Source organism: Pseudomonas sp. MYb193 (assembly GCF_002966775.1).
GTDB lineage: Bacteria > Pseudomonadota > Gammaproteobacteria > Pseudomonadales > Pseudomonadaceae > Aquipseudomonas > Aquipseudomonas paracarnis.
Genome location: NZ_CP023269.1, coordinates 3414773 through 3430915, shown reverse-complemented (window position 1 = coordinate 3430915; position 16143 = coordinate 3414773). Strand labels below are relative to the sequence as shown.

The window sequence follows — 16143 nt, the reverse complement described above, 5'->3', positions numbered from 1 at the left end:
ACCGACATTTGGATCGCGGAGCCTCAGGTAGATAAGTGTCGGCTGGCAGGCCGCTATCGCAGGCAAGCCAGCTCCCACAGTTTGATCGCGGGGTGTCAGGCAGGTATGGCCCGGCAGGCGGGCCGTCACGGGAGCAAGCTCCCTCGCGACTTATGTAGACACCTCTCGAACACCTGTGAAATCTTCATTCGCCACTTTTGCTTCCAGCTTCTACCCTTGTGCAAAGCCTCCGGAGTAAGAGTGCTCATGTACAAAGACCTGAAGTTCCCTGTTCTGATCGTGCACCGTGACATCAAGGCCGACACCGTTGCCGGTGACCGGGTTAGAGGCATCGCCAGGGAGTTGGAACAAGAGGGCTTCAGTATTTTTTCTGCGGTGGACTACGCCGAGGGGCGGCTGGTGGCCGCTACCCATCACGGTCTGGCCTGCATGCTGATTGCCGCCGAAGGCGCCGGGGAAAACACTCATCTGTTGCAGAACATGGTGGAGTTGATTCGCTTGGCGCGCCTGCGCGCACCCAACCTGCCGATCTTTGCGCTGGGCGAGCAAGTCACCCTGGAAAACGCCCCCGCCGATGCCATGAGCGAGCTCAACCAGCTGCGCGGCATCCTTTATCTGTTCGAAGACACCGTGCCGTTTCTGGCGCGCCAGGTCGCCCGCGCCGCACGCACTTACCTGGATGGCCTGTTGCCGCCGTTCTTCAAGGCGCTGGTGCAACACACCGCCGATTCCAATTATTCCTGGCACACCCCCGGTCATGGCGGTGGCGTGGCCTATCGCAAAAGCCCGGTGGGGCAGGCGTTTCATCAGTTCTTCGGGGAAAACACCCTGCGCTCTGACTTGTCGGTATCGGTGCCCGAACTGGGCTCGCTGCTCGATCACACCGGGCCCTTGGCCGAAGCCGAGGCCCGCGCCGCGCGCAACTTTGGCGCCGACCATACGTTCTTCGTGATCAACGGCACGTCCACCGCCAACAAGATCGTCTGGCATTCCATGGTGGGGCGCGATGACCTGGTGCTGGTAGACCGCAATTGCCACAAGTCGGTGTTGCATTCGATCATCATGACCGGCGCGATCCCGCTGTACCTGTGCCCGGAGCGCAACGAGCTGGGGATCATCGGCCCGATCCCCCTGAGCGAATTCAGTCCTGAGTCGATCCGCGCCAAGATCGACGCCAGCCCCTTGACCCGTGGGCGACCACCGAAAGTGAAATTGGCGGTGGTGACCAACTCCACCTATGACGGCCTGTGTTACAACGCCGAACTGATCAAGCAGCAACTGGGCAACAGTGTCGAGGTGCTGCATTTTGATGAGGCCTGGTATGCCTACGCCGCCTTTCACGAGTTCTTCGCCGGGCGTTATGGCATGGGTACCTCGCGCACGCCGGACAGCCCCTTGGTGTTCACCACCCACAGTACGCATAAGTTGCTGGCGGCATTCAGCCAGGCGTCGATGATCCACGTGCAGGACGGCGGCGCACGGCAACTGGACCGTGACCGCTTCAATGAAGCCTTCATGATGCATATCTCCACCTCGCCGCAATACAGCATCATCGCGTCGCTGGATGTGGCCTCGGCAATGATGGAAGGCCCGGCCGGGCGCTCGCTGCTCCAGGAAATGTTCGACGAGGCCTTGAGTTTTCGTCGTGCCCTGGCCAACCTGCGTCAGCATATCGCGGCCGAAGACTGGTGGTTCTCCATCTGGCAGCCACCCTCGGTCGCGGGCATCGACCGGGTCGCCACGGCGGATTGGTTGTTGCATCCTGGGGATGAGTGGCATGGCTTTGGCGACGTGGTAGAGGACTACGTGCTGCTGGACCCGATCAAAGTCACGCTGGTGATGCCTGGCCTCAACGCCGGTGGGGCCTTGAGCGAGTGTGGGATTCCCGCTGCAGTGGTCAGCAAGTTCCTCTGGGAGCGCGGGCTGGTGGTGGAGAAGACTGGGCTGTATTCGTTTCTCGTGCTGTTTTCCATGGGCATTACCAAAGGTAAATGGAGCACCTTGCTCACCGAGCTGCTGGAGTTCAAGCGTAGCTACGATGCCAATGTCAGCCTGGCCACTTGCTTGCCGTCGGTGTATGCCCAAGGCCCGGCACGCTATCAAGGCCTGGGCCTGCGCGACCTTTGCGACCAGTTGCACAGCTGTTACCGTAGCAATGCCACGGCCAGGCACCTCAAGCGTATGTATACGGTATTGCCGCAAATCGCGATGAAACCCGCCGATGCCTACGACCAGTTGGTCAGGGGCGAGGTGGAGGCGGTCTGCATCGATGCCTTGGCAGGACGCATCGCCGCTGTGATGCTGGTGCCTTACCCGCCGGGCATACCACTGATCATGCCCGGCGAACGCTTCACCGAGTCAACCCGTTCAATCATCGATTACCTGGCATTTGCCCGCACGTTCGATAGCAGTTTCCCCGGTTTTGTCGCGGATGTGCATGGGCTGCAACACGAAGATGACGGCAGTGGCCGTCGTTATACCGTCGACTGCATCAAGGGTTAAGGAAGTCTATGCAAGCTGTAATGAACCCGAAGTATCCAGGGCTCAGTGTGCGAGTCGCCGACGAAGGTTTTGATGCCTATGTGTGGGGCAATGATTTCAGCTTTGAAGTCAGTGCCTATGGGGTGCCGCAAATGGGCCAGCGCGTCGAACAATGGCCGGTGGAAAAAGTGCTGCCGTACCGCAAGTGCTATGGCATCGACCCGGAAGAGTTCGCCAGTTTCCGTGATGCCGCCGACAGCTCGATCTTCATGGCGTACCTGGATGACCGCGCAGTGGGGCATATCGTGGTCAGCACCAACTGGAACGGTTTCGCCCATGTTGACGAGTTGGCCGTGGCGTTACCGGCGCGCCGACATGGCGTGGCCAAGTCGTTGTTGGACGTGGCGCAGTTCTGGGCTCGCAAGAAGAACCTGCCGGGCATGATGCTTGAGACCCAGAACAACAACCTCGGCGCCTGTCGCCTGTATGAGCGTTGTGGCTATGTAATGGGCGGCATTGATCAACTGCGTTATCGCGGGATTGACCCGCAAACCCGCGAGGTCGCGATTTTCTGGTATCGGTTGTTCAAGGCGCAGGTGGAGGCTGTCTGACCCCTGTAGGCGCGAGCTTGCTAGCTCCTACAGGGGCTTGGTGTCGTTGCCAAGCAGGCTTTCGGCTTTCTGGATGACGATTTCCAGCAGCGCATTCAATGCCGGGGAGGGTGCAGCGTCTTTCAAGGTCAGCGCATACAGGCTGACCACTATCGGTGGCGACACCGGGCACGCATCAAGCCCGGACTCGCGTGCACCCAAGGCGGTGAACGGGTCGACAATCGCCAGGCCTTCTCCGGCCTCCACCAGGCCGCGCATCATCGGGTAGGTTTGCACCCGCGTCTGCACCACGGGCAACGGCCGCAGGGCGTGCAGCTTGGCATCCAGCAAGCGACTGAGCGGGTCATGGCCTTCAAGGCCGATCAACGACTGGCCGGCCAACTCCTGCAGCGCAATGTATTTTTGCTTGGGCTTGAGCCAGCCATGGGGGGCCAGCAACTGCAATTTGCCTTGGGCCAGCACCGTGCTTTGGATGTGTGGATGCTCAGGGTCATGCAGGCTAAGGCCCACATCGGCTTCATGCAACAGCAGGCTGTTGATGATCTCGCCAACTGGCTGGCTCGACAGGTTGCACGGCATGTCCTGGAAACGTCGACGCAGCGCAGCAATGCTCTGCGGCAACAGTTGGTTGGCCAGCGGCGGCGTGCAGAGCGCGCGCAGGGGCGGCGCATGATGGTGTTTCAAGCGGCTGGCAAGGCGTTGCAGCGGCTCCAGGGCTTCGTACAGAGCAGTGATTTGTGCCTGCAATTCCAGGGTTTCCCGGGTGGCCTGCAAGCGCCCGCGCACGCTGGCGAACAGCATGAAGCCCAGTTGCTGCTCAGCGTCCTTGAGGGTGGCGTCTACTTCGCCCACGGGGAGTTGCAACCACTCGGCGGCGGTGCCGAGGTGGCCGGTCTGCAAGATGGCCTGAATCACTTCGATATGACGTAAACGCATGGCCGGAGTCTATGTGCAGTGCGCAGGGGATTCAATGGCGCAGGCCTTCGTGCGCAAAAAAGACTGCCGGGGTCGTCCCGGCCTATGGCGCTCAGCCAGGACCCCATTAGAATGGCGGGTCTGATCAGCAACGACCCCTGCCGGTTTCCCGGTACTTAAAATAAAAAACAGGTCTGGTCTCATATGCCTCTACCCTCGACGTTCTTCGGGGTAACGGCCAAGCAACTCGTGGTCCTGGTGACCGTGGGAGGCCTGGCGGCTTACTTCTTCAATCATCAGGATGAACCGACGCCGGACAACCTCGCACTGGAAGCCTTTATTCGCTCCCAGCAACAGGTGGGCGAGCAGGTGGGCGCAGTCGTGGTGATCACCCTGGTCAGGGAGGTGGAGGCTTACCCCGCGTACAATGCGGCAGGTTACAAGCGCTCGATGTTTACCGTGCAAGGGGAACACGGCCAGGTGCTGGTGACGCTCAAGCAAGACGAGCAGGGCATAGAGGTGACGCAGATCCGCCGCCCATGAACGTCCCCAGCCCAGTCGCCAGGACTGAGCAGGTGAACAAGGCAAGCGCTTACGATGCCAGAGTAGTTTCGGACTCGCGCACGAGAATGGTGCCCGACTGGATCAGTTTGAATTCATCACCTTCCAGCTTTTCTACACGGTCGCCAATGGCCAGCTTGTAGGTCGTGGTGGGCGTCGATCCGGCCACGTCGCCTTGCGCCGGGTTGGATTCCTGGAACTCATGCACCGAATACACGCGGCCTTCCGCGTCTCTGGCATGAAACTGTCCAACAAGTACTGCAGCCATCTGTTTAGAACCTCTGGAGATAAACACTCGATTTGCGGTTCTGTAGACCGTCAGGGAGCGGGGTAGTTTACCTATAAGAAAAAAATACTATTCGCTGATATTTTCAGACGCTTCCTACGCAAGTGCTTGCAAGGAAAACGGCGAGGGAATCCGCACAACCCTCTGGTGAACGCGTCGCGAAGCCTCTATAACTACAGGCTCCTTTATTCAGAAGTCGGGAAACCTCAATGAGCAAGGTCTACACGATTGCCGTCCTGGTGGGCAGCTTGAGAAAAGAGTCGATCAACCGCAAGGTCGCCCTGGCCCTGGCCGAACTGGCCCCTGCCAATCTCAAGTTGAACATTGTTGAAATCGGCGACTTGCCGCTCTACAACGAGGACATCGACGGTGCAACACCGCCCGCAGCCTACAGTACTTTCCGCAAACAAGTGAGTTCATCCGACGCGGTGCTGTTCGTCACCCCCGAATACAACCGCTCCGTGCCGGCGGCCTTGAAAAATGCCATCGACGTGGGTTCGCGCCCATACGGGCAAAGCGCCTGGAGTGGCAAGCCGGGGGCGATCATCAGCGTGTCGCCGGGTGCCATTGGCGGCTTTGGCGCCAACCACCATTTGCGCCAGTCCCTGGTGTTCCTGGATGTGTGGTGCATGCAACAGCCGGAAGCCTACTTGGGCGGGGCAGGCAGTGTGTTCGATGAGGCGGGGAGGGTGTCGGAAAAGACTAAGCCGTTCCTGCAGGCATTCATCGATGCCTACGGCAAGTGGGTGGAAAAACAGAAAGGCTGAAATTAGCCCGGCACCTGTAGGAGCGAGCTTGCTCGCGAAAAACTCGACGACGACGCGTTCATTCAGGATGTCAGCGTTACCGTTAACGATCTTCGCGAGCAAGCTCGCTCCTACAGTAGGGGGTTATCGCAACCAGTTGGTGCGTGCCAGTTCGATAACCTCATCGCCACGCCCGCTCATCACCGCCTTGAGCATGTACAGGCTGAACCCCTTGGCCTGTTCCAGCTTGATGCTCGGCGGCATCACCAGTTCCTGAGTCGCGGTCACCACGTCCACCAACACCGGGCCATCGTGGGCCAGGGCGCGGCGCAGTGCCGGTTCCAGGTCTTCGGATTGCTCCACACGTATGCCCAAAATGCCCATGGCATTGGACATGGCCGCGAAGTCCGGGTTTTTCAGCTCGGTGCCGGTGTCCAGGTAACCCGCAGCCTTCATCTCCATGGCGACAAAGCCCAGGGACGAATTGTTGAACACCACGAGTTTGACCGGCAATTGCAGCTGCGCCAGGGAAATGAAATCCCCCATCAACATGGTGAAACCACCGTCCCCGGACATCGAGATCACCTGCCGTCCAGGGAACGCCGCCTGGGCGCCGATAGCCTGAGGCATGGCGTTGGCCATCGAGCCATGGTTGAACGAGCCGATCAGCCGGCGCTTGCCGTTCATCTTCAGATAGCGCGCTGCCCACACGGTGGGTGAGCCGACATCGGCGGTAAAGATCGCATCATCATCGGCCAGTTCGCTGAGCAAGCGCGCCACATACTGGGGATGAATCGGCCGGCCGGCCTTGGACGGTTGCGCCAGGTCATCCAGGCCTTGGCGGGCTTTTTCGTAGTGCTTGAGGGAGGTTTCGAGGAAGCTGCGATCGGTCTTGCGGGTCAGGCGCGGCAACAGCGCGTCGATGGTTTCACTGACATCGGCGGCGATGCCCAGGTCCAAGGTCGCACGGCGCCCCAGGGCTTGGGGGTTGCGGTCCACCTGGATGATCCTGGCGTCGGTCGGGTAGAACTGGCGATAAGGGAAGTCGGTGCCGAGCATGACCAAGGTGTCGCAATCGAGCATGGCGTGGTAGCCGGAGCTGAAACCGATCAGGCCGGTCATGCCGACGTCGAACGGGTTATCCCACTCCACGTGCTCCTTGCCCCGCAGTGCGTGAACCACCGGCGCGCCGAGGGCGTCGGCCAGCGCCACCACTTGATCGTGGGCACCGGCACAGCCGCTGCCACACAGCAGGGTGACTTTCTCGCTGCTCTGGAGCATGTCGGTGAGGCGCTGCAAGTCCTGCTCAACCGGCAGGGTGCGCGGTGCGTGCAAGGCCGGCCAAGGCTTGAGCTTATCTTCCACCTCCAGCAGCGACACATCCCCCGGAATCACCACCACCGCCACGCCTCGGTTGAGGATCGCCGAACGCATGGCACGGTGCAGCACTTGAGGCATCTGTTCAGGGTTGCTCACCAGCTCGATAAAGTGGCTGCATTCCTTGAACAGTTCCTGGGGATGGGTTTCCTGAAAGTAATTCAGGCCAACCTCCGAGGACGGAATTTGCGCGGCAATCGCCAGCACCGGCACATGGTTGCGATGGCAATCGAACAAACCATTGATCAAATGCAGGTTACCCGGCCCGCAACTGCCGGCGCACACCGTCAACTCGCCGGTGGCCGCCGCTTCGGCACCGGCGGCGAAGGCGGCAACCTCCTCGTGGCGCACATGCATCCACTCGATGCTGTCCATGCTGCGCAGGGCGTCGGTCAGGCCATTGAGGCTGTCGCCGGTCAGCCCCCAGATACGCTTGATACCCGCTTGTTCCAGGGTGGTCGCCAACTGCTGGGCCAGGTTGATTTTCGCCATGAGGAACTCCAATCGTCAGTGAGGTTGAAAAACTGCTGATCAGTAGGGGACAGTTCAATCACGGCGAATGCTCCGCCTTTAATGTGAAGATTGCGTCATGCTTGCGCGGTATTGCCGCGTACGCCGCGCGATAAACCACTGGTCACAGGCCAATGCCAGCCAGGGCGCAACGTTGGGGTTGGGCAGACGGCCGCGGCTCAGGCGACGCATCTGGTCGCGCACCACGGCGAGGGTGGCGAGGGCGGCCAGCGGTTTGCGCTTCCATTCCATGGGCCGCAGTTGTGGGTTGAGGTCGCGACCTTCACGCCACTGTTTGATCAGTTGCGGCTCCAGGGTCAGGGCGGTGGCGATGCCGGCCATGGCGATGCCGCTGTCCAATACTTGCTGGACCACCGGCAAGCGGCGAATACCTCCGGTCACCATCAGTGGCATGGTGGCGATGCTCGCCATTTGCGTGGCGAAATCCAAAAAGTAGGCTTCACGGGCCAAGGTTCGGCCGTCCCGCGCCTCACCTTGCATGGCCGGCGCTTCATAGCTGCCGCCGGACAACTCAAGCAAGTCGATCTGCAGCGTATTGAGCATCTCCACTACAGCGCGTGCATCGGTCTCATCGAAGCCGCCGCGCTGGAAGTCTGCGGAATTGAGCTTCACCGACACACAAAATGAAGGGCTGACGCTGGCACGTACGGCACGGACGACCTCCAGCAGCAGGCGTGCGCGGTTTTCCAAGGGGCCGCCCCAGCGGTCGGTACGGTGGTTGCTCAAGGGCGAGAGAAATTGGCTCAACAAATAGCCATGGGCGCCGTGGATCTGCACCCCGGTGAACCCGGCTTGCTCGGCCAGGCGGGCGCTGGCGGCGAAGCGCTTGATGACGTCCTGGATGTCATCTTCGGTCATGGCCTTGGGTTTGGCGAACATTTTGGAAAAACTGCCCACATCCAGCGCAATAGCCGAGGGTGCCAACGCTTGTTGACCGAGGTTGGCCATGGTCTGGCGGCCCGGATGGCTGAGCTGTACCCAGAAGTGCACACCTTTGGCCCGGGCTACGTCGGCCCATTCACGAAAACTGGCCAGGTGTTGCTCGTTTTCCAGCGCGACACCGCCAGGGCCGGTCATGGCGCGGCGGTCGATCATCACGTTACCGGTCAGCAGCAGGCCGGGCTCGCCGTCGGCCCAGGTCTTGTACAGCTGCTTCAAGGCTTTGGACGGTGCCTGATGCAGGTCCGCCATATTCTCTTCCATCGCGGCCTTGGCGATGCGGTTGGCGATGACTTGGCCGTTGGGCAGTTGCAGCGATTCGAACGGTGACATGGGTTAACTCCTGAGCAGGGGAGGTCTCAGGCTAAGCTTAAAGTTAACTTTAATGTCAAGCGGGCGTCGATCACACAGGATTGACGGGCGATGGAGCTGTAGGAGCGAGGGGGACGCCTAGTTCTTGCTCGCTCCTACAGGGTGTCAGCGGCGGCGGAACAGCGGCAGTGGTTCATCGGTGGCCGCTTGATAGGTCACCGAGAAATCCTTGAGACTTTCCAGCGCTTCGTACGGGTCTTTGTCCGCGCGCAAGGCGAAGGCATCGAACCCGCAGCGGTGCAGGTAGAACAACTGGTCACGCAGCACGTCGCCAATGGCACGCAATTCACCCTTGTAACCATAACGGTCACGCAGCAGGCGTGCGTTGGAGTAGTTGCGCCCGTCGGTGAAGGCCGGGAAGTTCAGGGCGATGACCTGGAAGTGCTGCACGTCATCACCGATTTCTTCGGCTTCTTCATCGGCGTCCAGCCAAACACCCAAACCGCCGTCGCGGGCCTTGAGGGCGTGGCCGTGCTCGCGCCACAGGGCCAGCGGTACGATCAGGTCGTCGCAGTTGGAGATGCCGTCGAAGCTCGCGTCCTTGGGCAGCAGGTGCCAGGTTTCGTCGACGACTGCGTTGTTCTTAATGATTCGCTGCATAGACACGCTCCTTGAACAGGTCGATGCCGATGCGCTGGTAGGTGTCGATGAAACGCTCATCTTCGGTACGCTGTTCGATATACACGTCGATCAGCTTGCCGATCACCTCCGGCATGGCTTCCTGGGCGAAGGATGGGCCGAGGATCTTGCCCAGGCTCGCATCGCGGCTGGCGCTGCCACCCAGGGACACTTGGTAAAATTCTTCGCCTTTCTTGTCCACGCCCAGGATGCCGATGTGGCCGACGTGGTGGTGACCACAGGCGTTCATGCAACCGGAGATGTTCAGGTCCAGCTCGCCGATGTCGAACAGGTAATCCAGGTCGTCGAAACGGCGTTGGATCGACTCGGCAATCGGGATCGACTTGGCGTTGGCCAGGGAGCAGAAGTCGCCGCCCGGGCAGCAGATGATGTCGGTCAGCAGGCCGATGTTCGGCGTAGCAAAGCCGCCTTCGCGCAGTTCGCCCCACAGGGTGAACAATTGGCTCTGTTCAACGTCCGCGAGAATGATGTTCTGCTCGTGGGAGGTGCGCAGTTGGCCAAAGCTGTAGCGCTCGGCCAGGTCGGCGACGGCATCCAGCTGCTTGTCGGTGATATCGCCAGGTGCAACGCCGGTGGGCTTGAGCGACAGGGTCACTGCCACGTAGCCGGGCTTCTTGTGCGCCAGGGTATTGCGCGTGCGCCAGCGGGCGAAACCTGGGTGTTGCTGGTCGAGTGCGGCCAACTCGGCGTCCTGATTGCTCAGGGCCTTGTACTCAGGGTCGACGAAGTGCTTGGCGACGCGGTGCACTTCGGCTTCGGTCAGGGTGGTCTGGCCGCCGCGCAGGTGTTCCATCTCAGCATCGACTTTCTGGGCAAACACCTCAGGGGTCAGCGCCTTGACCAGGATCTTGATCCGGGCCTTGTACTTGTTGTCGCGACGGCCATAGCGGTTGTAGACCCGCAGGATGGCGTCGAGGTAGCTCAACAGGTCCTGCCACGGCAGGAACTCGTTGATGAACGCACCGACCACCGGCGTACGACCGAGGCCGCCACCCACCAGCACACGGAAGCCCAGCTCGCCTGCAGCGTTGTACACCGGCTCCAGGCCGATATCGTGGACTTCGATGGCGGCGCGGTCCGAGGTCGAGCCATTGATGGCGATCTTGAACTTGCGTGGCAGGTAGGCGAACTCAGGGTGGAAGGTAGTCCACTGGCGCACGATTTCACACCACGGCCGTGGGTCGATCAACTCGTCGGCAGCGACGCCGGCAAATTGGTCGGTAGTCACGTTGCGCAGGCAGTTACCGCTGGTCTGAATGGCGTGCATCTGCACGGTAGCCAGTTCAGCCAGGATATCCGGCACATCTTCCAGGGCCGGCCAGTTGAACTGCACGTTCTGGCGGGTGCTGATATGGGCATAGCCTTTATCGAAGTCGCGGGCGATCTTGGCCATCATTCGCGTCTGGCGCGACGTCAGTTGGCCATAGGGCACGGCCACCCTCAGCATCGGCGCAAAGCGCTGAACGTAAAGGCCATTTTGCAGGCGCAGAGGGCGGAACTCTTCTTCGCTCAGTTCACCTGCTAAGTAGCGTCGGGTCTGATCACGGAACTGCTTGACGCGGTCCTCGATGATGCGCTGATCGTATTCGTCGTATACGTACATATAGGTCCTGTTCTCGGCAAATCTGCGCGCACGGCCGCGCACTCCCAACGGAGCCGGCGCACGATACCAGTTTGCGTATATGCGCAAAAGTGATGTTTGGGTATATGCACATAACCAAACTGACTAATGAGAACAGTTATCGCGATACCCACATTTGTCATGGGGGCAAGACTGGTCTTTACTGTGGACGAGTCTTAGTGCAGTCACCTATAAAACCGACAAGAGGCGATGCGATGAGTAATTCCACCAAAGCCCGTAAACCTGACAGTACCGTTGATGCCTGGGCCATTTTGTTTCTGATTATTCTCGTGGTCGGCACCGCTGTATTTTGGGTCAGCCACCAGTAATAAAACCGTTGATTGAGCACCGATTGGTTGTCGAGTAGCCAAGATGATGGTGGTCGATATTCAAGGTTCATCTGAGCGCCTGCAGTTGTCAGCGCCGCCAGCGCCGGTGGATTCCGTGCGCTGGCGGTCGTTGGCAAACCGGCGTTCTGTTTATGCGTTCAGTCTGCATCGGCGGCTGCGTTAAACACCGGCCAGGTACAGCACCAGCTTGACGATGCCAAACAGCGTCAAGGCAAACACCACCGTGAACGCAATGCCCAGGATCACAAAGTGGCTGGGTTTGCCATGGGTGAAGTCGCGGGCGCGATTCTTGCCGCTTTGCACACCGAACGCGGCGGCCGTCACGCTGTGCAGCATCTGCCAGAAGGTCGGTGGTTTGTTATCGATTGGATCGTCCATAAACCCCTCGTCAACATGGTTCTCGTGCAGAGTATAGACAGTCTGTCGAGGCTCATTTGGAACCCAGTACCTCCAACCCCAGGAATAGCCGCTGATCAAGCGGTGGCTTGATCTCGGCTTTCTCCAGATTGACCACGGCGCGGTTGTCGGCACGCGCCTGTTCAATCAGTTCCCGGCGCGTATATCGCTGCTCACTCGGGGTTTTAAGGTGGCCGAAATCAGGTTGGGAGGGCGGTTGATCGGCGGATGAATAATGGAAATGGGCGTACCACAAAACATTGCCCTTACCCTTTATACCCGCCCTGATTTTGCTTTTGTCGCGTACTGCATACTCGGTGAGAAAGTCACCGGCCTTCAACGGCACGCGGCTGCTGACCAGGTTGATATCGACAAAGCCGTGCTGCCACAAATACTCGACGTTGGCCGCCTTGGGGCGTTGTAACTTGTACCCCTCGCTGCAACGTTCGCGGGCCTGCTGCGTCGCTTCGGCTGCCTTGGCGCGGTATTGCCCGATCAGCGCCTGAGCGCGGGGGGCTGTGGCGTGATCGCGCTGGAGCTCTTCGGCAAGGGCTTCAAGCTTTTCCGCGTGCTGGGTGAGCATCACATCCCATTCGTGAGGGGCGACCTCGTTCAGCCGGTCGGGTTGTTGCAGCTTGCGTTGTTGGAAGCGAATGCTTGCATCAATACTTGCCCGCTCCTCCAAGGCAGTTCGTGCGAGTGTTTCTATCGTCTTTAATGAACGCACGGCACGCGGCGCAGGTTTTACCTGCGCACGAGCCTGTACAACTTCGTTCCACAGGCCCTCGTTGGCGTGTTCATGATAAGTAGCGACGGTTTGCCCGGTGATTTCGTCCTTGATGTCGACGAACTCGCCTTCAACGCCCTCCTCGCGGGGGCGCAGTTCACCCACCAGCGTCTCCTGGTTGCGGGTCTTGATAACCTTGCGGGTGGCGGGTTTCTGTCGGGCGCTCCGGTGGGGGCGGGGCGCAGGGGCAAAGCCCTCTTCAGCGAGAATCAATTGGGCCAGTTGTGCTTCCAGGTCTGTTCGCGACTTGCCGAACTGTTCCATGAACGGTCCACGATACTGCTCTCGCAAAAGCGTGGAACCCATTTCAGCTAATGAGTTAACGGCGTTTTCCAGCCGATCGTACTGCTGGAGCGCATCCTTGAGGATGTCAATTTGTTCGGTCGGTGAGTAACCGCTGGTGGCACGCATTTCGGTGTGAGTGAGTATAGCGGTGGTGGCTCTGCGATCAGTGAGTACCTCCAGGAAAGGACGCTCCTCTGGCTTACCGGTATCAAGAGCACGATTAACTATCAATTCAACGAACGCTAACAGCATGTGCTGTTCTACGATGACGGAAGAAATAGTGCTGGAGGGCGTAAGCTGTCTCATCAGTTGCTCGCGCAACGCCTTACCCGCCTGCTGCAGAAAGTCTTCGACTTTTTCTGCCACGGTGAACATTTCCTTGAGCAGTTCCAATCGCTGCGTCGCGCCGTTGATGAATTCCTCATAGGCGTCGGTGATTTGGTCGGCAAGTTCATTGTCAAAACGGCGCAGGAGTTCGGCAAGGCTTTCGCCGCGTCCGGTTTCCAGCGTGTTGGAGATTTTTTGATGTAGATTCGAATATAACAACAATAAGTGAGTGTAGATGTTGGTGGCTGCGATATCGCGTCCTTCTTTGTATGAAGCTTGGGTTCGGTCTATATCCAGCAGCTCTCCAGCCAGAGCCAGGGTCCTTTCCTGCGTGGAAATAAATGCCTGCGTGTTTGCCTCGTAATGCTCGACCGCGACGGTCCACGCGTTTTTGGCGCGAATGGCTGAACGTTGCCTTTGGGCATAACGCTCTGCGATTCTGGGGCGCAGTGCGGGAAGTAACTCAGGGCTGGCAAGTCTGACCCAGTCCTCTCTCAAGGCCCGTTTGTGTTCTATCAGTTGTTCCTTGGCGCTTTTCAGTGCAGCGCTAAGCTGTCGCGCCTGCGACTCCAATGACTGTGCTTCAATGCGCAGGATTTCCAATCCTGAACTCAATTCCTGCAAGCGTTCCTGTCGTGTTGTGTTCCATTTGCCCAGCCGCTCTCTAGGCATACCACCTTCCAGCCGAGCCTGTCGGTCCAGCCGCCAATGACCCTGCCCATCGCTCACCAGCCTGAAGCCAGGATGATCAGGGTGCCGCGGATGCACCAGGTAGACTTCATCGAACCCAGGTACAACGCTGACCCGGAACAATAGCCCGCCCAGGCTGGCATGCCAGATGTCATCAATGCGGTAGAGGCCTTTAAGTGAACCGCTGGACTGCGGGAGCGGCAAAGGCTCGGGCCAAGGCACGTTGATATCAAGCAGTGCCCTCAGCCGCTCGCTGGCTTGAGCGCTTGCCAGCGAATGACTGAAGTCCAGGGCCGTGTGGCCCGAAGCCGGTGGCTCTCCGGGCAGCGAGACCGCGCCGGGGCGGATCGCTGGTAATTCGTGCGGCACGGCCAGGCCAGGCATACGACGCCAGGCTTGAAGGTGCAGGGCGCCTTCGTCTGCGCGCTGAGGCGACCACGGCTTGCTGGAAGGCGATGCGCCATGCAGCAACACCATCGCAGTATTGAGCAGCAGATCAATCAACGCCAACTCGCGGGTGGTGGGATCGCTGCTGTCCAGGCCTGCCAAGTCCTGCTCCAGGCTGGCAACCAGCACCAGGAACCAGCCGGCCAACATGGCTGGGCCCTGTACCAAGGGCAGCAGCAATGTATTGAACAACAGCCAGGCACCCTCCATCACAATGGCCCATCGGCTTTCGGTGTTGGAGATCGACTCGCGGTCCGCCAGGTCGACCAGTGCCCGTGCGGTGCTGCCGAACAGATGGTTGGGCAGTTGGCCGTTGAGCTGGGACTGGAGCCATTCCCCGGCGCCGTCATCGACGGCCAGGGTCGCGGGCGCTGGTTTCTCGGGTCGGTTGAACTCGTCGCCGGGCAAGAAACGGATGATGTGCGGCTCTTTGATGCCGCCGTGTGCATAGATGGGGCGCACCTTGTCCGACAGCCAGGTCAGCACGCTGTCCTGCAACGCACCCGGTTCGGCGATGGCCTCCAGCAGCGCCTGGCGCGTGGGGTATTCGTAGAGGGACTCGGCGTACAGCGGTCGGTAGAGCAGGTGTGGGCCGACCTGGGAGTCGCGAGGCTCAATGATAAACATATTATTCACTTCGTCCGGCGTGGCCCCGGCTTTGCGGCACAACGCCAGGGGGCGCAGGACGATTTCCTGATCGTTGACGAGTCTGAGCGAAGGCGTTTCTCCCATGAGCGCCTTGACATACTGATAACCCGTCACGGTAACGCCATGCTGCTGGCGGACCTTGAATTCCAGCGCCTGCATCGGCAGATGAGCCTTCAGTTCGCGAGTAAACAGCACCTCGCGGCGACGTGCCTCGACGGTATCGGACAGCAGCAGCTCTTTGAGGGCATTGGGGTAGGTGGTGCCGATATCGACGCGCTGGATCAGGCCGTTGCTGCCCATCAGATAGTCTTCATTCAACCAGCCAGGCAGTGGCGTGGCTGTTGTGGAAGACAGCTTCAACGTACCTTTGGGCTTGCCGGCCAGATTCTTCAGGGCCAGCTCCGTCAGGGACATGCGCACGTGTTCGATGATCCCGGCGCCGCCCGGATAACCCGCCGCTACCGCAAAGTCCAACTGCACCGCATCAGGGTCGAAATCGCCGTGATCAGCTTGCATTTGCTTGCGCAAGGCGACGCGGCTGAATGTGTGGATGTTTTCAATGCCCTCGTTGAACGATCGCCCCTGGTTTTTTTGCAGCACTTGCGCCATATCCTGCAAGTGGCGGTGATAGGCGAAACGATCCGCGGGCTCGGCTTGCTTGAGCCATTGCGGCAGTTGCTGGCTCACGGTGCCAAGGCGCTTGGTGTCGGGCAACTTGATGTCGGTAAAATACCTGGCCGGGTTGGTGATCATGTCCAGGCGTTGATCAAGTTCTTTTTCGTCTTGCCCCTGGAACGATAGGGTTGCCAGGTCTTCGAGTTGTTGGTTGAGGATCAGCCCGGCCTGTTGTTCAAACACGTTGGCGGCAGGTTCATTGCGGTGCCAGGTAAGGCTGTCGAACTCAAACTCGCGTTGCATCCTGCTCCCCCAGGCCTGGCTGAACGCCTCCAGCGAATCAAACGCATGGATTGCGCCGGCTACGCTGTAGAGCAACACCTGTTTATCGCGTACCAATAACAGGTCCGGGGTCAATACCCGCACCGTCTTGCCGACGCGGGTGAGTGTGCTCTCGATGAAATATACGTAGGTGGCGGGTGAGGAGCGGGGCAGGCGCTCACGTTGCGCCGGCCAGGC

12 protein-coding genes are annotated in these 16143 nt (G+C 59.8%); 4 read left to right on the top strand and 8 right to left on the bottom strand.

What is annotated here, in order from left to right:
- Positions 1-246 precede the first annotated feature (246 nt).
- A complete protein-coding gene (locus tag CLM72_RS15520) occupies positions 247-2502 on the top strand; it encodes an Orn/Lys/Arg decarboxylase N-terminal domain-containing protein (protein ID WP_054897499.1) in 2256 nt (751 codons plus the stop codon).
- Between the two features lie 20 nt (positions 2503-2522).
- Positions 2523-3092 carry a GNAT family N-acetyltransferase gene (locus CLM72_RS15515; RefSeq protein ID WP_019820276.1) on the top strand — a complete coding sequence of 190 codons (570 nt, stop codon included), beginning with the start codon at positions 2523-2525 and terminating at the stop codon, positions 3090-3092.
- Between the two features lie 27 nt (positions 3093-3119).
- Here the strand turns inward: CLM72_RS15515 and CLM72_RS15510 are convergent, their stop codons facing one another.
- On the bottom strand, positions 3120-4028 hold the full coding sequence (locus CLM72_RS15510) for a LysR substrate-binding domain-containing protein (protein ID WP_105227052.1): 909 nt from the start codon (positions 4026-4028) through the stop codon (positions 3120-3122).
- 183 nt (positions 4029-4211) lie between these two features.
- On the opposite strand from CLM72_RS15510, the gene CLM72_RS15505 reads away from it, so the two are divergent.
- Positions 4212-4550, top strand: coding sequence for a hypothetical protein (locus tag CLM72_RS15505; RefSeq protein ID WP_105227051.1), 339 nt, complete (start codon positions 4212-4214; stop codon positions 4548-4550).
- A gap of 49 nt (positions 4551-4599) precedes the next feature.
- Here the strand turns inward: CLM72_RS15505 and CLM72_RS15500 are convergent, their stop codons facing one another.
- On the bottom strand, positions 4600-4836 hold the full coding sequence (locus CLM72_RS15500; RefSeq protein WP_105227050.1) for a hypothetical protein: 237 nt from the start codon (positions 4834-4836) through the stop codon (positions 4600-4602).
- A 227-nt stretch (positions 4837-5063) separates the two neighbouring features.
- Between CLM72_RS15500 and CLM72_RS15495 the strand changes: the two genes are divergently transcribed.
- A complete protein-coding gene (locus CLM72_RS15495; protein WP_105227049.1) occupies positions 5064-5621 on the top strand; it encodes an NADPH-dependent FMN reductase in 558 nt (185 codons plus the stop codon).
- A 123-nt stretch (positions 5622-5744) separates the two neighbouring features.
- Here CLM72_RS15495 and poxB read toward each other — a convergent pair whose 3' ends face one another.
- From poxB to CLM72_RS15465, 6 genes are all read right to left on the bottom strand, one after another.
- Positions 5745-7469, bottom strand: a complete 1725-nt coding sequence (gene poxB / locus CLM72_RS15490) for a ubiquinone-dependent pyruvate dehydrogenase (protein ID WP_034126070.1) — start codon at positions 7467-7469, stop codon at positions 5745-5747.
- A gap of 78 nt (positions 7470-7547) precedes the next feature.
- Positions 7548-8780 (bottom strand): NADH:flavin oxidoreductase/NADH oxidase family protein, encoded by a 1233-nt coding sequence (locus tag CLM72_RS15485; RefSeq protein ID WP_105227048.1) that lies wholly within the window; start codon positions 8778-8780, stop codon positions 7548-7550.
- Positions 8781-8924: 144 nt separating this feature from the next.
- Positions 8925-9419 carry a DUF934 domain-containing protein gene (locus CLM72_RS15480; protein WP_003190711.1) on the bottom strand — a complete coding sequence of 165 codons (495 nt, stop codon included), beginning with the start codon at positions 9417-9419 and terminating at the stop codon, positions 8925-8927.
- Positions 9403-11061 carry a nitrite/sulfite reductase gene (locus CLM72_RS15475; protein ID WP_003190712.1) on the bottom strand — a complete coding sequence of 553 codons (1659 nt, stop codon included), beginning with the start codon at positions 11059-11061 and terminating at the stop codon, positions 9403-9405. The genes CLM72_RS15480 and CLM72_RS15475 overlap by 17 nt, the downstream gene beginning before the upstream one ends.
- Before the next feature lie 527 nt (positions 11062-11588).
- The gene (locus CLM72_RS15470) at positions 11589-11807 is read right to left on the bottom strand and encodes a DUF2970 domain-containing protein (RefSeq protein ID WP_057702850.1); all 219 of its coding nucleotides are present in this window, start codon (positions 11805-11807) and stop codon (positions 11589-11591) included.
- A gap of 52 nt (positions 11808-11859) precedes the next feature.
- Positions 11860-16050 carry a dermonecrotic toxin domain-containing protein gene (locus CLM72_RS15465; RefSeq protein WP_256595419.1) on the bottom strand — a complete coding sequence of 1397 codons (4191 nt, stop codon included), beginning with the start codon at positions 16048-16050 and terminating at the stop codon, positions 11860-11862.
- Positions 16051-16143: the final 93 nt, after the last annotated feature.